Source organism: Pseudarthrobacter sp. 1C304 (assembly GCF_052245515.1).
GTDB lineage: Bacteria > Actinomycetota > Actinomycetes > Actinomycetales > Micrococcaceae > Arthrobacter.
The window spans coordinates 118242-133999 of record NZ_JBQQCH010000005.1; the positions used below are offsets into that span (position 1 = coordinate 118242).

The 15758-nt window shown below is 65.8% G+C and carries 18 protein-coding genes; 11 read left to right on the top strand and 7 right to left on the bottom strand.

Annotated features, from left to right (window positions below):
• The first annotated feature begins 69 nt into the window (after positions 1 to 69).
• On the top strand, positions 70 to 1500 hold the full coding sequence (locus ACTWQD_RS11750) for a hypothetical protein (protein WP_443196305.1): 1431 nt from the start codon (positions 70 to 72) through the stop codon (positions 1498 to 1500).
• Here ACTWQD_RS11750 and ACTWQD_RS11755 read toward each other — a convergent pair.
• Positions 1497 to 2327: a class II glutamine amidotransferase gene (locus tag ACTWQD_RS11755; protein WP_443196306.1), complete on the bottom strand. Its 831-nt coding sequence runs from the start codon at positions 2325 to 2327 to the stop codon at positions 1497 to 1499. The genes ACTWQD_RS11750 and ACTWQD_RS11755 overlap by 4 nt on opposite strands.
• A 96-nt stretch (positions 2328 to 2423) precedes the next feature.
• Positions 2424 to 2801, bottom strand: a complete 378-nt coding sequence (locus tag ACTWQD_RS11760) for a PLDc N-terminal domain-containing protein (RefSeq protein ID WP_443196307.1) — start codon at positions 2799 to 2801, stop codon at positions 2424 to 2426.
• Between the two features lie 274 nt (positions 2802 to 3075).
• Here ACTWQD_RS11760 and ACTWQD_RS11765 point away from each other — a divergent pair, with 274 nt between their 5' ends.
• The 4 genes from ACTWQD_RS11765 to ACTWQD_RS11780 all read left to right on the top strand — a co-directional run bounded on the left by ACTWQD_RS11765 (position 3076) and on the right by ACTWQD_RS11780 (position 5974).
• Positions 3076 to 3552: a hypothetical protein gene (locus ACTWQD_RS11765; RefSeq protein ID WP_443196308.1), complete on the top strand. Its 477-nt coding sequence runs from the start codon at positions 3076 to 3078 to the stop codon at positions 3550 to 3552.
• An 85-nt stretch (positions 3553 to 3637) separates the two neighbouring features.
• The gene (locus ACTWQD_RS11770; protein WP_443196309.1) at positions 3638 to 4024 is read left to right on the top strand and encodes an SHOCT domain-containing protein; all 387 of its coding nucleotides are present in this window, start codon (positions 3638 to 3640) and stop codon (positions 4022 to 4024) included.
• Positions 4025 to 4117: 93 nt separating this feature from the next.
• Positions 4118 to 5272, top strand: coding sequence for an AI-2E family transporter (locus ACTWQD_RS11775; RefSeq protein WP_443196310.1), 1155 nt, complete (start codon positions 4118 to 4120; stop codon positions 5270 to 5272).
• Positions 5273 to 5311: 39 nt separating this feature from the next.
• Positions 5312 to 5974, top strand: a complete 663-nt coding sequence (locus tag ACTWQD_RS11780) for a GAP family protein (RefSeq protein ID WP_443196311.1) — start codon at positions 5312 to 5314, stop codon at positions 5972 to 5974.
• 102 nt (positions 5975 to 6076) lie between these two features.
• Here ACTWQD_RS11780 and ACTWQD_RS11785 read toward each other — a convergent pair whose 3' ends face one another.
• The 4 genes from ACTWQD_RS11785 to ACTWQD_RS11800 all read right to left on the bottom strand — a co-directional run bounded on the left by ACTWQD_RS11785 (position 6077) and on the right by ACTWQD_RS11800 (position 9698).
• Entirely contained in the window at positions 6077 to 6463 is a 387-nt protein-coding gene (locus tag ACTWQD_RS11785; RefSeq protein WP_443196312.1) for a PLDc N-terminal domain-containing protein, read from the bottom strand.
• A 140-nt stretch (positions 6464 to 6603) separates the two neighbouring features.
• Positions 6604 to 8199 (bottom strand): MFS transporter, encoded by a 1596-nt coding sequence (locus ACTWQD_RS11790; RefSeq protein ID WP_443196313.1) that lies wholly within the window; start codon positions 8197 to 8199, stop codon positions 6604 to 6606.
• A 104-nt stretch (positions 8200 to 8303) separates the two neighbouring features.
• Positions 8304 to 8477, bottom strand: a complete 174-nt coding sequence (locus ACTWQD_RS11795) for a hypothetical protein (protein ID WP_443196314.1) — start codon at positions 8475 to 8477, stop codon at positions 8304 to 8306.
• Between the two features lie 87 nt (positions 8478 to 8564).
• The gene (locus tag ACTWQD_RS11800; RefSeq protein WP_443196315.1) at positions 8565 to 9698 is read right to left on the bottom strand and encodes a hypothetical protein; all 1134 of its coding nucleotides are present in this window, start codon (positions 9696 to 9698) and stop codon (positions 8565 to 8567) included.
• A 408-nt stretch (positions 9699 to 10106) separates the two neighbouring features.
• Here ACTWQD_RS11800 and ACTWQD_RS11805 point away from each other — a divergent pair, with 408 nt between their 5' ends.
• The 6 genes from ACTWQD_RS11805 to ACTWQD_RS11830 all read left to right on the top strand — a co-directional run bounded on the left by ACTWQD_RS11805 (position 10107) and on the right by ACTWQD_RS11830 (position 14232).
• Positions 10107 to 10697 carry a hypothetical protein gene (locus ACTWQD_RS11805; protein WP_443196316.1) on the top strand — a complete coding sequence of 197 codons (591 nt, stop codon included), beginning with the start codon at positions 10107 to 10109 and terminating at the stop codon, positions 10695 to 10697.
• Positions 10694 to 11170, top strand: coding sequence for an NUDIX domain-containing protein (locus ACTWQD_RS11810; protein WP_443196317.1), 477 nt, complete (start codon positions 10694 to 10696; stop codon positions 11168 to 11170). Before ACTWQD_RS11805 ends, ACTWQD_RS11810 begins: the two co-directional genes overlap by 4 nt.
• A gap of 113 nt (positions 11171 to 11283) precedes the next feature.
• Positions 11284 to 11610 carry a GYD domain-containing protein gene (locus tag ACTWQD_RS11815; RefSeq protein WP_443196318.1) on the top strand — a complete coding sequence of 109 codons (327 nt, stop codon included), beginning with the start codon at positions 11284 to 11286 and terminating at the stop codon, positions 11608 to 11610.
• Positions 11611 to 11638: 28 nt separating this feature from the next.
• Positions 11639 to 12163, top strand: a complete 525-nt coding sequence (locus ACTWQD_RS11820) for a hypothetical protein (protein WP_443196319.1) — start codon at positions 11639 to 11641, stop codon at positions 12161 to 12163.
• 87 nt (positions 12164 to 12250) lie between these two features.
• Positions 12251 to 12829 carry a dTMP kinase gene (locus tag ACTWQD_RS11825; RefSeq protein WP_443196320.1) on the top strand — a complete coding sequence of 193 codons (579 nt, stop codon included), beginning with the start codon at positions 12251 to 12253 and terminating at the stop codon, positions 12827 to 12829.
• 296 nt (positions 12830 to 13125) lie between these two features.
• Positions 13126 to 14232: an IS110 family transposase gene (locus ACTWQD_RS11830; RefSeq protein ID WP_443196321.1), complete on the top strand. Its 1107-nt coding sequence runs from the start codon at positions 13126 to 13128 to the stop codon at positions 14230 to 14232.
• Positions 14233 to 14526: 294 nt separating this feature from the next.
• Here the strand turns inward: ACTWQD_RS11830 and ACTWQD_RS11835 are convergent, their stop codons facing one another.
• Positions 14527 to 15714 carry a TerC family protein gene (locus tag ACTWQD_RS11835; protein WP_443196322.1) on the bottom strand — a complete coding sequence of 396 codons (1188 nt, stop codon included), beginning with the start codon at positions 15712 to 15714 and terminating at the stop codon, positions 14527 to 14529.
• Between the last annotated feature and the right edge of the window lie 44 nt (positions 15715 to 15758).

Sequence of the window (15758 nt, forward strand, 5' to 3'; positions counted from 1 at the left end):
CGGCTCACCGGGCCCGTCATGCCGGACCATCGAGCCGTGCGGCGGGAAACGGCCCGAGCGGAGCAGGCCATGACACTTCATAATGATGCAGTCGACGGCGGCAGTCCGGAGCAGGAAGAGATCCTGCGGCTGCGCGCCGAAGTGGCTCGGCTGCAACTCGAACGGGACCGGGCCGTCACGGCAGTGCCGAAACCGCCAGGCACGGGAGCGGGGCTGGCCCGCCGGATCATCGCCGTCGTTCTGGTGGTCCTGACCGCCGTTCTGGCGATCGCCGCAGTGCCGGCGCTGTACCTGCGCAGCGAGGTCCTCGACACGGACCGTTACGTGGCCACAGTTGCACCGTTGGCGTCGGACCCGGCAATACAGGCGGAGATCTCCAACAAGGTCACCGCCCAGATCACCGAAGCAGTCGATATCGAGGGCATCACCCGGGATGCGATGACCGAACTGGCGAACGTGGCGCCGCGCGTCGCCGCCGTGATCACCGGCCTGGCCCCCGCCATCGCCGAACAGACCAAGTCCCTGATCCACACCGCGGTCTCCAGATTCGTCGCCAGCCCGCAGTTCCAGGATCTCTGGACCCAGGTCAACAGGGTGGCGCACCAGAGCATCGTCAATCTGGCCACGGGCAACACCGGCGGGACAGTCAGCATCGACGAAACCGGCACCGTCTCTATCTCCACGAAGGAGATCATCGCCCGGGTCAAGACCCTCCTGCTCGAGCAGGGGGTTGACATAGCGGCACGGATTCCGGAAGTCGACGCACAGATCACCCTGGTCCAGTCCCCCGAACTGGCCCGGGCCACGGAGGTCATCAGAGCCCTGGACCGGACCGCCCCCATCCTCGCCTGGCTGACGGTGCTGAGCGCCATCGGAGCCATCGCCGTGGCACCGCGGGGCTGGCGGCGGCGCACCACCAGCCGGGTCGGGTTGGCAATAGCAATCGCCATGGCGGTCCTGGCACTCGCGCTGGCCGTCGGTCTGGACATATTCCTTGACACGATCCCGTCGTCCGCGGTCTCCCCCGCAGCGGCGCAAAGCCTCGTTGATACGGTCCTGGTGCCGCTGCGGACCGCCGTGCGGTTTGTCTTCGTGGTGGGCCTGCTGATGGCGCTGGCCGCGTTCCTCACCGGCCATTCACGCCCGGCAGAGTCCGTCCGGCAGGGCCTGGCGCGGGCCGGCGACTACGTGACCGGCAAGATTGGGGCCGGGCAGGCCAAGCCGTGGCAGCACTGGCTGGCACGCTACCGCCGCATCCTGGAAGCCGCCGTCATCGGTATCGCCGTCCTTGTCCTCATTCTCTGGCAGTACCCGACGGCGGCCGTCGCCATCTGGACGGCAGTCCTGGCCGTACTGGCGATCCTCCTGATCGAGCTGCTGTGCCGCCCGGCGGTCGCTGCCGCCCATGTCGGCGCGGGTGTGGCAGGCGCGGGTGTGGCCGGCGCGCCGCCGGAAGAGTCCCACCCCGGAGGGACCCATCCGACGCGCCCGCTGCCCTAAGCAGTTGTAGGAGTAAAGGAGTAGAGGTCCTGGTTGCCGCCATGCACCACGACGCAGGTGGCATCCGGTACCTCCTGCCACGCCCCGCGGAGGTCGCCCAGCGGCTCGGATACCACCAGCCGGGTGTCGTCGGAAAGGTCATGGAGCAGGGGGTTGTCCGGATACTGGGCGCGGAGGGTCGCGATGTCCGTACTGTGGAAGAGGCTCCGGGAGTTGCCTTCGCTCGAATAACGGAAGGCCCACGTCGTCTCGCCGTCGGTGGTGGCCACCGTCATCTGGATGGGGTGCTCGACGCCGTGGCGCCGCCCTGCGTCCTCGATGACTCCCACCGCCTGGGCCACCGCTGCGCGCGGGTCGCGTTCCAGACCGAAGGTCAGTGCGAGGTAGAAGAACATCTCCGAGTCGGTTGACCCCTCTATCTCGGGATAGAGCTCAGGAGCAATTGCCATGGCCAGATCACGCTTAACCTTCGGGAAGTCCGCAAGGACACCGTTGTGCATCCAGAGCCACCGGCCATGGCGGAACGGGTGGCAGTTGGTCTGCTGCACGGCTGTGCCCGTGGTGGCGCGGATGTGCGCGAAGACGCGGGCGGCCGAGGCCTGCTGCGCAAGTTCGTGCAGGTTGCGGTCGTGCCACACAGGCTCAGTGCTGTGAAAAACACCGGGAAGCGGTGCGTTGCCGTACCACCCGACGCCGAAACCGTCACCGTTGGTGGTCTCCACCCCCATACGGGCGTGTTTGCCCTGCATCACGAGCGAGTTGGCGGGTTTGTAGAGGAGGTCATCCAATCGAACGGGAGAACCCGAATACGCTAGCCAGCGGCACATGTCTTCTCCTTCAGATCAGCCGGGTTGCATCACGATTCCATCACCGATGGAAAGGCCGCACATCATCTCCGGCGGGTGACCCGTCCGGTACAACTGCTATTGGCGAAGAACCCGTTGTTTGAGCGCGGCGAATTCCTCGGCGGTCAGCGCACCGTCGTCCATCAGCGCCTTCGCCCGGGCGATCTGTTCGGCGGGGTCGCTGCCGGCCGTCGGGCGGACATCGACTTCGGCCTCGTCCCGGGCCGCGTCGTTTCGCACTGCCTGCCGGAGCGCCATGGACTGCCCAAAGGCAATCAAATATGCCACGCCGCCCAGGACCGGCAGGAAGATCAGGACAATCACCCAGACAGCTTTGCTCCAGCCGGTGCGTGTGGGGTCGGAAAAGATGTCTTTGACAATCAGGAAAAGCACCACCAGATAGGAAACATAAAGGACAAACGACATCATCAGCCAGAAATAGTCCCAGAAAGTCATGCCTTTTCCTTTCAGCAGTATCAGCCAGGACCCGCCTCCCCCTTCGGCGGGGGCCGTCCGGGGTTGACCGGCACCCCCGAAGTTTCCGGAATTGAAAGCTATTTCCAAAGCTCCCGGGCGCGCATGCCCGCATCATCCCACAATTGGTCGCGCGCCGGAACAGGCCCCGGATCACCCCCGGCGGGTGAGGCAGGCCCGCGGAACGAGGCCAACCATGGACTTACCTGCCAGTGATGGTGCTGCCAGGCGAATGCCCGTCCGAAAGGGGCCACACATGGCGAAGCCGCAGCAAATCTGCGCACGTTTACTGGCCGCCGGCGCAGCGCTGGCGCTTTTGGCCGGCTGCAGCATGCCGAGCCCGCCGTCAGGCACCACCAGCCCCGCAGCTACATCCACGGGTCCGGGCACGGCCAGTCCGACGCCGACCGTTTCCCCGGTCTGCGCCGCCGCCGACGCCTTCGCCGACGCACTCACCGGCTTCAAGGACAGCCTCAAGCCCGGCGTGACGGTGGAACAAGTCCGCGCGGCGCGGGACCAGGTGGTGAAGACCTATGACGATCTGGTCACGGCAACGGGGAGCGCGGCAGCGGCCCGCGTGGACGCGGTCCGGGCTGCCGAGGACGCGTTCACGGCCGCCGTCAATGACGTTCCCGACGACGCCACCCTGACCGATGCCATCGATTCCCTTCGGGACGAAGCGGTAAATGTCCAAGGCGCCCTGAGTGACCTCGTCACGGACGTTGAATGTTAGGTTGCAGCTCCTTCCGGCCCGGGCCATTCCGGCCGGACCTGCGTTTTACGAAAAATGCCGCACCAAATGAAAGCAGGGAAACCAAGTGAACTTCTGGGAAAGCTTTTGGGACATTTTCTGGTGGTTTTTTATTTTCTATGCGCTCTTCGCTTTTCTGTACGCCTTGTACATGGTCATTGCCGACCTCTTCCGTGACCATGAACTGAGCGGTTGGTGGAAAGCTGTCTGGATCATCTTCCTGGCGTTTGTGCCGTTCCTGACGCTGCTGGTGTACATGGTGGCGCGCGGGAAGGGCATGGCCCAGCGGTCCATGGAACGGGCCCGCCGGGACCAGGCCGAAGCCGATTCTTATATCCGCCGGGTCGCTGCCGCGAGCCCCACGGAGGAAATCGCCAAGGCGAAGGCCCTCATGGATTCGGGAACCATCTCTCCGGACGAGTTCGAGCGGATCAAAACCAGGGTCACCAGCTGACCCTGGGAAGGGGACCGCGGCGCCGCCCGGACCCTACTAAGCCCGCCGCTGCGCCTCTAAACTGTGTCCACGGTGATCGAAGGAGGGCTCTCCATGGGGCCGGAACCAGCGGAATCAGCTCCAGATCCTGCCCTCCCCCGCGCAACAGTCATCCTGCTCACCCTGGCAGCTGCCGCCGCCGTGGGCTTCGGCCTGTCCGCCTTGCGGGGAATAGTCATCCCCGTCTTTTTCGCCTTTGTTCTGACACTCTGCGTCCACCCCCTGCGGCGCTGGATGCAGGGCCGCGGGATCTCACGGGGAATCGCAACAGGAAGCACCATCGCGGCTGTCTTTGCGCTGCTCGCCGGCTTCGCGACCATCTTCATTGCCTCGCTCGCCCAGTTCTCGGCGCTGGTGCCGCAGTACGCTCCGCAGCTTGCCCAGCTGGGCGCCTCCATCACAGCGTTGCTGGAATCTGTGGGATTCGGCCCCGAGCAGACCCAGGCTGTGCTGGAGGGATTCACTCCCGGCCGGCTCATCAGCTTCCTCGCCGGATTACTGGGGAACATCACGAGCCTCATCGGCAGCCTGGTGGTCATCCTGACCATGCTGATCCTGATGGCGGTGGACGGCTCCCGCATGCCGGCCGTCCTGACGCACCTGAATTACCACCGGCCGCACCTGGTCACCGCCTACAACGACTTTGGCCGCAACGTCCGCCGGTACATGGTTGCCACCACGGTCCTGGGTGTCGCCCAGGGCCTCTTCAACTGGATCCTCCTGGTCATCCTGCAGGTCCCGGGCGCCCTGCTGTGGGGGCTGCTCTCCTTCATCTGCAGCTTCATCCCCAACATCGGCTACTTCATCGCCATCGTCCCGCCCCTGTTTTTCGGTTTCCTCACCGGGGGCTGGCCCACCGTGCTGGCCATCATTGTCATCTACGGCGGGATCAACACCATCATCCAGTCCATCATCCAGCCCCGGTACGTCGGCAACGCCGTGGCCCTCAGCGAAACCATCACGTTCGCCTCGGTCCTGTTCTGGGCCGTACTCCTGGGACCCGCCGGCGCCATCCTCGCCGTGCCGCTGACGCTCCTGACCCGCACGATCCTCCTCGATTCCAATCCCGACGTCGCATGGTGGCGGCCGCTGACGGGAGACCAGAAGTCCCTCGAAGTCATCCTGAAGCAGGAGGACGAGGCGATCCGCGCCCGCCGGGCACGGCGGGGACCGGCGAACCCGGGCCCCGCCAGCACACCGAAGGCGTGAGATGGCGCCGGTCCATGGCCCAGGGCAGGGGACGTTTCCGTGCTGAGTACAGTCATGAGCCTGGCGCTGTTCGCCCTCGCGGGCGCGATCAGCACCGTGCCGGTGAGCATCACCATCATGATCCTGCTCTCCCCGAACCCGCGCCGGGGTGCACTTCCGTTCCTGATCGGCAGCGTGGCCGGCTCCATCCTGGTTGTAGGCTTCTCGGCCGTCGGGCTGCAATTCCTGCCGGGAAGGCCAAGGAGGCAGGACGAAGTACTGGCCTGGATCAGTCTGGGTGTCGGCGTCCTGCTTATTGGCTATGCCGTTTACCTGTTCTGGCACGGCAGCCAGGCGGACAACGCCGTGGTGGGCAAGATGAAGGCGCGGTTCCAGTCCGCCCGGCCGTGGGAGTACGCCGTCCTGGGCCTGGGACTGAACCTGCGGCCGAAGTCGGTCCTGCTCGCCGTCGCGGCCGGGGCGGTCATCAGCGTCCGGGAACCGCCATGGTTCCAAGGCACCCTGCTGGTCCTCGCCTACGCCGTGGCCGTCCAGTCAGCGGTGGTCGCCCCCATCAGCATCTGGCTGCGTTCCCCGGAACGGGCCCAGGCGCCGCTGACCGCGATCTATGCGTGGATGCAGCGGCACGGGGGCGTTATCGCGGCGTCCGCAACCCTGACAATTGGAGTGCTCCTTGTGGGCTATGGGATTGCGCAGCTGTGAACAACAGCTCGCAGAGCACCCTCTGAACAGGACCGCTGAACAGCACACCTGAACAAGGAAAAGCGCCCCGGCGGTTCAACCGCCGGGGCGCGCCCTCCACGCTCAGACCAGCACGCTGCTCTTGATTTTCGCGAACTCGTCCTGGCTGATAGTCCCGGCGTCCAGCAGGGCCTTGGCCTTGGAGATTTCCTCTGCCGGGCTCGGAGCGGCGACCTCACGGATGTAGGCATCCGTCGACTCCTGGTTCCGCCGGGCCCGCTCACTCATGCGTCCGGTCATGCTCTTGCCGCGGGCAATCAGGTATACCAGCACGCCCAGGAGCGGGAGGAACGCGAGGAAGACTATCCACACTGCCTTCAGCCAGCCGTTCAATTCGTGATCACGGAAGATATCGGCAATGACCACAAACAGCGCATAAAGGAAAGCGATGAATGCGTACACATAAAAGAACCACAAGAAGATATTCCAAAAGTTTTCCCAGAAACTCATGAGACTGCCCTGCTTTCAGTTGATGCGGCGTGGAAATGGCTGCCTGACCAGTGGCAGATACCAACATTTTCGGCGCGTTCCGGACCGCATTCCTCACCCGCTGCGGGTGAAATTCCGTGTGGAAATCAGGGGTGCGGGGCTCAGCCCAAAATCGCGCCTTCACCGGCCCCGGAAGATTTGGGATCGGGCAGCCGCCTCATCCGGAAGGACGTGAACAGACCGGCTACTCCCGCCAGAAGCGGAACCACCAGCGCGATCTGGAGGGCAAGGGGCCGCGCTTCGTTGTTGATGCGGATCATCTCGTTCCTGACTTCCTCCGTTTCCCCGGCCAGCAGCTCCTGAAGCTGTGCGTCGCTCATCACCTGCGCGTCCTCCTCCAGGCTCTGCGCGACCTGCTGCTGCTGCTCGGGCGCAAGGACGGTGCTGGAGGCCGCCATGCCGACGAAGATGGACGACAGCGACGCAAGCATGATGCCGCCCGCGAACGCGAGCCCCAGCGACAAACCAAAGGACCCTGCGGCCGAGTTCACGCTGGCGGCCTCGCTGACCCGTTCGTCCGTAATCGGCGACAAGGTGTAGTTGTTGAGCTGGGACACCAGAAGCCCCAGGCCGCAGCCGGCAATGGTCAGGGGCAGCAGGAGCCACCAGCCGGAGTCCGCGCGCGGGACGATCGGGACCAGCACCACCAGGCCCGCGATCAAGAGCAGGAAACCCCACATGATGAGGCTCGCCGGCCGGCGCTTCCCGGCACGCTTGCCGGCAAGCATGGCGACGGCGAACATAGTCAACGACAGCGGGGCGATGGACAGCCCTGCCTGCATGGCGTTGTAGCCCAGAACCATCTGGAGGTAAATGGGCAGCACGATCATGGTCCCGCCGAGCGCGATTTGCTGCAGCATCTGGCCCGTCGCACCAAAGCGGAAGCCTTGCGACTGGAACAGGTCCGGGTCCAGCAGGGTCGCCTTGTGAAGCCGCTTGCGGCGGAGGAGCCAGTAGATCAGTCCGCCGAGCCCGACGGCGCCCACGGCCAGCAGCGCGCCCACCGATTCGCCGCCTTCCTGCCACACCAGGATGCCCAGCACAATGCCGCCCATCCCCACGATGGACAGGACGGATCCGACCAGGTCCAGGTCCCGGGACCCTACGAAAGGCACGTCGTGAACGAGTTTGATGCCGGACAGCACCACCGCGATGATAACGGCCTCGAGCATAAAGGCGACGCGCCAGGACAGGAAGGTGGTGATGAAACCACCCAGCAACGGCCCCACGGCCGCGGCGATCGCAGCCGAGGCGCCCACCAGGGCATAGACCCGTTTCTGCGCCGCCCCCTCAAAGTTGCCGTGGATAAGGGACTGCATGGCGGGCAGCAGAAGCGAGGCGCCAAGCCCGCCAATCACTGCCCAGAAGATGATGATCGGCAGAAGGCTTTGAGCCAGCGTCATCGACAGGGCGCCGATGGCGTAGCAGACGAGTCCGATCACGTAGGCACGCTTGCGGCCGAACAGGTCGCCAATTTTTCCGCCGATCAGAATGAAAGCGGCCGAGACCAGTGCCTCAAGTGCAATCGCCGACTGGAGGCCGCTGACGGTCGAGCCGATGTCCTCCACCACGGCGGATATCGAGACGTTCATGATGGAGGTGTCGACAACCAGCACGAACATCGCCATCGCCAGTAGCAGTGCGAGTCTGCCGTTGAACGGCTCCGTCTGGGTGCCGCCGCCGTTGGGTGTGCTCATCTGCAATCGTCTCCCGCGGTCGTTGGGCATGCTCCCCCAAAACTAGCCATGGGACGCGTGTGGCGAATCATTCCCGGGGCATGAGGTTGCCGCGGGCCGGCCGGTTAGTCCGGGGCGCCCTCACGGCCCTTCTCGACGGCGGGCTGCTGGGCCTGGACGGCCCTGAAGATGTTGCCGTGGATCTTGCCTTCGCCGAGGCGTTCGATCACGCCGTCCCTTGCCAGGGTGGCCCGGACCGCGGGCTTCAGCCGGGCGAGGCGGAGGGTGACCCCGGTCATAGGAACGGAGCTGGCCGACGATCGGCAGCCCGGCCGGGTTCCCCCGCCGCGGTTCCTTCGTGTGCCGTTCCCCAGGTTGCTTCCCCATCAGGGCCCCGTGTCGGTCCTGTCCGTTCCGGCCCCGGCAGATCGGGCGGACGTGCCGGCTCGCTGGGTCTGCGGGCCCGCCGGCCGGCCTGCTGCAGCCTGGTCGGCGTCGACGGCGGCCAGCTGGCGGATCAGGACGATCAGCCAGGCGAAGACCAGCGCCCCCGCGATGAGCTCCACGGCCGTCAGGTTGTAGTAGCCGAGCGGGAAGTACAACACCGCGGCGGCGACGATGACGGCCAGGAAGACCCACCCCAGCGACGCGAAAGTGGCGGACACTCCGGGGACGAGGGTCCGGATGCGGACCACGAGGACCCCGAAGACGACGGCCATGCCGGAAGCCGCCGCGGTGTGGAGGCCGAACCGCTCATCCACGGGGAAAATGCCCACGCAGGCCAGGAGTACACCGATGAGGACGATGCCTCCCTGCAGTATTCCCACGCTGCGGCGCGCGGAGGCGGTTCCTGCTGCAGCTTCGAGGGTCCTCGTGGCGTAGCCGGCCAGGGTGGTGACCACGGCGCCGGCGACGATCAGCGTGACATTGAACGCCACCCCCGACACATCGGAAGTCGCACCTAGGGCGCTGAGGTGTTCCTGCCACCACAGCGGATTCTCGGCGGTAAGCATGCTCGTGAGCACGCCGGTGACGAGGAAGACGGCCAGGACCGCAGCCAGCCGGTAGGCGTTCATGCTGACGGCGGACAGGTACGCGAAATAGGCACTAAGGGCCCCGGCGGTGCCGACGAGGATTGCCGCCGCCAGCGGGTACAAGACCGCACCCTGGAAAGCCCGCTGGAAAATGGAGAACAACGCGAGCCAGCCGAGCAGGAAGATGCTCCCGTGGGCCAGTGCCAGTGCGGCGGTGTCAATAATGCGCCGTGTCCGGCTGGCAGAGGGGAATTCCTTCGGTTCAAATCTGCGGCCGCGCAGGAGCCCGATCACCACCGCGGCGGCCCCCACGACCGCCGTGCCGACGGCGGCGATGTCACCGGCTGAACCCCTGCCGGCCAACGGGACCGGTTCCCGCCCGGCCAGCAGGAACGCCGCGACACCGAGGAGGAAGAATGCTCCGGCGCCGACGCCGAGCGCTTGGGACTCGGAAGTGACTGCAGCGTGCTTGTTATGGTCCGTCATCGCCCACTTCGCTTCGCCCGGGCCCCCGGGGCCGTTGACCGCCGCCGGGCCCGGCCCTGGCCCGCCGGGTCAGGGCAGGCGCGGGGACGGTCCGGTTCCGGCGTACATCCACGTTATGGCTGCCGTGCGCGCCGGCCGTCACCCGGGAAGGATGAAACCACGCTGCGGCCCTCGCGTCCCGGCGGTCCTGAGATATCCCTCCCCGTTGCGGCACGCAGGGTGTTGAATAGTAGTAGGTCCGCACCGCTGCCCGGTGCAGCGGGCAGCTGGACCGGTTGCGTTTGCTTGCCGGAGCGGTGGGGCCCGGCGTGGGACGGGGCCGGCGACGCTCGAGAACCCTCTGAGACCGGGGTTCTCTCCCCCAGCCGTCGTCGGCCCCTTGGTTTGCCCCGGGTGGATAATGGCACCATGCAGCCTGCCCCACGGATCACGGTGGAAGTACCGGTGCTCGCCGTCGGCTCCGGAGCCTCCGACTACGAGAACTTGGGACGCCACGTCGATGTCCTGCGCAAGCCTCAGGGCCTCCATCTGACCCTGCTGCACATCGGGATCCTGGCGGACTTCGCCCAGGACATCGCCGACTGGACCAAGGGCGCCACAACAGCCGATGCGGCCGCCGGTGCAACGGCTGCCTGGCTGGAGGCACTGCCCGTGCTGGAAGGATTCGCCGCGAGGTCCGAGCGTTTGGTCCTGCTGGGCGGCGGGCGTGTGAGCGGCCTGGAAGTCGAGGTTCCGGAGCAGGTGCGGACCTATCAGGTCTCCCTCGTTGTTGCCCTGCACGAACTGCTGGATGCGCTGGTGGTGGACAACGTGGACGATTTCATCCTCAGCTCGCGGGCCCTCGGGTACCGGTATCCCCGCTGGACCCCGCACGTTGCGGTCGGCCGGCCCAAACCGGGCAGCCGCGGGCCGCTGGCGATTGCGCCCTTGTCGATCGCCTTCGGCGCATCACGGATCAGGAACCGCCAGTTCCTCCCTGCAGCCGGCGGCAGACAATGACGGTCCGGAGCGCAGGAATCCTGCTGTACCGCCGGCCCGACGGACAGGCCCTTGAGGTTTGGATCGCCCACATGGGCGGGCCCTTCTGGGCGCGCAAAGACGCCCGCGCCTGGTCGATTCCCAAAGGCGAATACGACGACGGCGAGGACCCTCTCGCCGCCGCGCACCGCGAGTTCGCCGAGGAAATAGGAACCCCCGCACCGCCCGCCGACTACTTTCCCCTGGGCATCTTCCGGCAACCGTCGGGAAAAGTCATTACGGTCTTCTCTGCCGAAGCGGACTTTGCTCCCGCCGAGATCGTGAGCAACACCTTTCCGCTGGAATGGCCGCGGGGGTCCGGGACGGTCCGGAACTATCCCGAGGTCGACGACGCCCGGTGGGTCGAAGAGTCCGTGGCCCGGATCAAGCTGGTCAAAGGCCAAATGCCGATCCTGGACGCACTCATGGAACGCCTGGCCGGTCCGGACGAGTGACTGGCGCCGGGCCCGCCGGGCTTCCCGCTGAACCTGCGGGGCATTGCTGGCCCGGCGGCAGACTGCCATCCTAGGGTAATCCGCATTCCCGGAAGCGACCGAAGGGAAAGACGATGCCGCTCTACCTGACGAAGTTCAGCTACACCCCGGAAACCTGGGCCAGGATGATTGCCCACCCCGAAGACCGCGGCAAGGCGGCCCAGGCGTATATCGAATCGGTCGGCGGAAAACTCCACGGCTTCTGGTACGCCTTCGGCAGCCACGACGGCTACACCCTGTGGGAAGCCCCGGACAACGTCTCGATGGCCGCTGTGGCGCTGGCGATCACCGGAGGCGGTGCGCTGAGCTCCTTCGAAACCACCGTGCTGCTGACCGTCGACGAGACTCTTGACGCCCTGCGGATGGCCGGGGACGTCGGGTATCGGGCTCCCGGCAGTTGAGCAATAGTCACCAGAAGGCAGGTCCTTTATGGATACAACCAGACAGACCGGGCGGCCGGAGCCCACGGCCAGCCAGCGTGCCGCGAGCCTCAAGGAGCGCGTCTACATCAGCTTCACGGCCCTGGCCGTGGTGCTGGCGCTGAGCAGCCACGCGGACGAGACGACGCCCGCCGCGGCAGCGGCAACCCTCACCATCGTCGTCGTCGGCTCCTTGCTGGGCATCTTCGTCGCCGACCTGCTGAGCCACCTTACGGTCCATGCGGTGCTTCCCAGCGGCCAGGAACTGAATTCCATGATTGCCGTCAGCACCGGGTCGCTGAGCGTTCTGGTCACACCGCTCCTGCTCCTCCTGGCGGCCGGCCTGGGGCTCTGGTCCACGGCAGTGGCCCTGCGGTGGGCCATCGTGGTCCTCGTCGTCACCCTCCTGGTGATCGGCTACCTCGCCATCCGCCGGCTTGAGCTGCCGGCCCACCACAAGGCAGTGATCGTCCTTGCCGAAGTCGTGCTGAGCCTCGCGGTCATCGGGCTTGAGCTCCTGGCCCACAGTCTCTGACGCCGGGGCTGACGGGGACCAAGCGGAGGGTCCGTTCGTTGAACCGGTTAGCCGCCCACCGCCACACCACCTCGAGGAGCCTGCTTTTTGCTGATCGTACTCATGGGAATCGACGGCTCCGGTAAGACGACGGTGGCCGAGGCCACTGTCGACGCGGCCCGTCGGGCCGGGACAAACGTCCTTCTCCTCCGGAACTACGCCGGGCGCCGGGTGATGTCCCTGATCGGCGCCCGCTTGGGCCGTCGAATCCCCCCACGGGCCGCGGACTTCATCGAAACTGCCATCCGCACGGTCAATGTCCTGAACTCCCACCGCCGTGCCCGGAACTTCCGCGGACTGGTGGTCATGGACCGCCACCTCCAGTGCCAGCTCGCGCTCCGTGAAATGTACGGGCTGCCCCGGGGGCGATTCCTGCCCTGGCTCCTCCGGAAGCTCCCTGCGCCGGACCTGGTCATCTACCTCGACATTGACCCGCATGAGGCGCATGCAAGGGTCCTCGCCCGCGGCACCGACTCCGAGCAGCTGGAGGACCTGGCATCGTTACGGGACGCGTACTACGCCCTCCCGGAGTTTGCCGGATTCACCAGAATTGCTGCCGGCGGGCCGCCGTCGGAGGTGTACTCCCGGGTGCAAGGGGCCATCTCCGCGGCTTCGCTGCCGGCCTAGACGATATGAAGTGACTGATCTGGGCGCTGCCCCGTCCGGGACCCGGCCATTATCGCCGGGCGGTCCCGCAGCGCCGGCTGTGGTGTGATCCGTGCCGTCTGTGGCCGGCGGGCGCTGCAGGACCTGATCCCGGCTGTGATGGCCCTGTATCCCGGACGGGGCTGCACGTAAAAGGCAAGAGGCCGGGGCCTTCTGTTTCACAGGGTCCGTGGGTTGCCATCATCGGCTCCCTTGGCCTTGCGGCTGATCGGGGGTGCAATGGTAGTGCCACATGTGAAGCTTGGGAGGTCCCGGCTATGTTTGAGCATACTTTCATTGGTCTGGATGTTCACGCGGTCAACGTCGTGGGCCATGCGCTGAACCCGGACACGGGAGAAATCAGCACCCACACCATGGGCTCTGACCCGGCCGGGGTGCTGGAGTGGATCCGCCGGTTCGAGCCGCCCGTCAAGGTCGTTTACGAATCCGGCCCGACCGGGTTCGTCCTTGCCCGCTTCCTGCGGGCTGCCGGCATCAACTGCGTCATCGCGGCGTCCTCGAAACTGCTCCGCGCACCCGGGGACCGGATTAAAACCGACCGGCGTGACGCCCGGGCGCTGGCCGAAATGCTCGCGGTCGGTTCAGTCACCGAGGTTCGGATCCCGGACCCGGACGAAGAGGCCCTCAGGGACCTGTCCAGGCTGCGCTCGGGCACGGCCAAGGACCTCGCGCACGCCCGCCAGCACGTGAACGCCATCCTGCTGCGCCACGGCATCCGCTACCCCAACGAGACCAGATGGACAAAGGAACACGGCCTCTGGCTGCACCGCCAACGCTTTACCGAACCGGCACTGCAGTTCACCTACGAGACCGACGTCGAGCAGGCAGAACTCCTCGCCGGGCACCTTACAAGGATCGACAAGCAGGTCGCCGCCACGGCCGCGGCCTGCCGCTACACCCCCGTGATTGAGGCATTGATGTGCCTGCGTGGCATCCGCATCACGACCGCGTTCGGTCTCGCGGCGGAAATCGGTGACTGGACCCGCTTCACCGGTTCATCGATCGGCTCCTACCTCGGGCTGGTCCCCAGCGAGAACTCCTCCGGCCAATCCCGCCACCAAGGCCCCATCACCAAAGCCGGGAACACCTACGCCCGCAAACTCCTCATCGAAGCCGCCTGGCAACACCGGCGCCCCTACGCCCGGCCCGGGGAACGGCTGCTGCGCCAGCTCGAACACGTCTCCCCGGCAACCCGGATCCGCGCCCTGGAAGGCAACCACCGGCTGCACCACAAATGGGAAACGTTCGATGAACGCCGCAAAATGTCCGTCAAGGCCAACACCGCGATCGCCCGCGAGCTCGCCGGCTGGTGCTGGTCACTGGCCGCCCCGCTCCAGCAAGGAACACATATGAACGCAGCCTGAGAAGACGTGCCCCCCGGGGACGTGATGCAAGCGCTGGCAGCACACGGAGCTAACTCGAGAACCCGCTATGAGCAGACGGACCCCACCGTCGACGCTCGATCCTAGACACCGATAACGCTCCAGCCGAACAAATCGTCATGCGGTAACCAACCCGCGAATATCAGCCTGACACTGCCAGTCGACAACGACCCGCCACCACTCACACCACCACCCGGAGGCACACCACGAGCGGCCCCCGGAACCACCAACACCAGGAGCCGCTCATCTCTGCCTCTTGACAACCCGACCTACATATCAGCGGGCCAGGAACTCCTCGTGCTGGCGGTGCGCTTCGGCCACCAGCTCGCGGATCTTGTCGATGTCCTTGGCCTTGTTCCGGTACTTCAGGTCCATGGTCATGATCTGCGCCTCCTCTGCGGTCAGCATCCGGTAGATGCGTTCACGCTCGGACGCGTCGGCCGTGTATTCGAGGTCGAGGTAGTTGACGGCGTGGCGGCGGGCGTTGTTGATCGACGTCTGCGCCTTGCCGGCCTTGCTGAGCAGCGAGGCCACGACCGTGATGACCAGCACCCCGATGATGACGCTGAGGGACAGCCCCGTGCTGATCTCGATGACGGGAACCGGTTCGCCGCCGTTGATGAACGGCAGGTTGTTCTCGTGCAGGGCGTGAAGCACCAGCTTGACGCCGATGAAGGCGAGGATGGCCGCCAAACCGTATGCAAGGTAGATGAGGCGGTCCAGGAGACCGTCAATCAGGAAGTAGAGCTGGCGGAGGCCCATCAGGGAGAACGCTGTCGCCGTGAAGACGATGTAGACGTTCTGCGTCAGACCGAAAATGGCAGGGATGGAGTCGAGGGCGAAGAGGATATCGGTTCCGCCGATGGCGACCATCACCAGCAGCATCGGCGTCAGCGCCCGCTTGCCGTCCTGGATGGTAAAGAGCTTGTCGCCGTCGTAGTGCTCCGTGGTGTGGAAGAGCTTCCGGGCGATTCTGATCATGAAGTTATCGGCGTGGTCGTCGCCGTGGGAATCCGGCCGGAGCAGGTTGCCGGCGGTGATCAGCAGGATCAGGCCGAAGATGTAGAACACCCACGCGAAGGAGTTGATCAGCGCGGCGCCCAGGAAGATGAACCCGGTGCGGGCGATCAGCGAGAAGACGATGCCGAAGAGCAGCACCTTCTGCTGGTCTTCCCGGGGCACCCGAAAGCTGGCGATGATGATCAGGAACACGAACAGGTTGTCCACGGAGAGGGCCTTCTCCGTGATGTACCCGGCGAAGTATTCCGATCCCATCGCCGTGCCGCCGAACACCCACACCAGGATGCCGAACACCACGGCCAGGCCCACGTAGAGCGTGGACCAGGCGGCAGCCTCTTTCAGCGTGGGCACATGGGCCTTGCGGATGTGGAAGAAGTAGTCGAAGGCCAGCAGGGCAACGATCACCGCTATGGTAGCGGTCCAGATAAGGGGGGAAACTGTCATGGCTGCTCAACTTCCGTGATGGGGCCGGCACCTGTGTCCAGCGC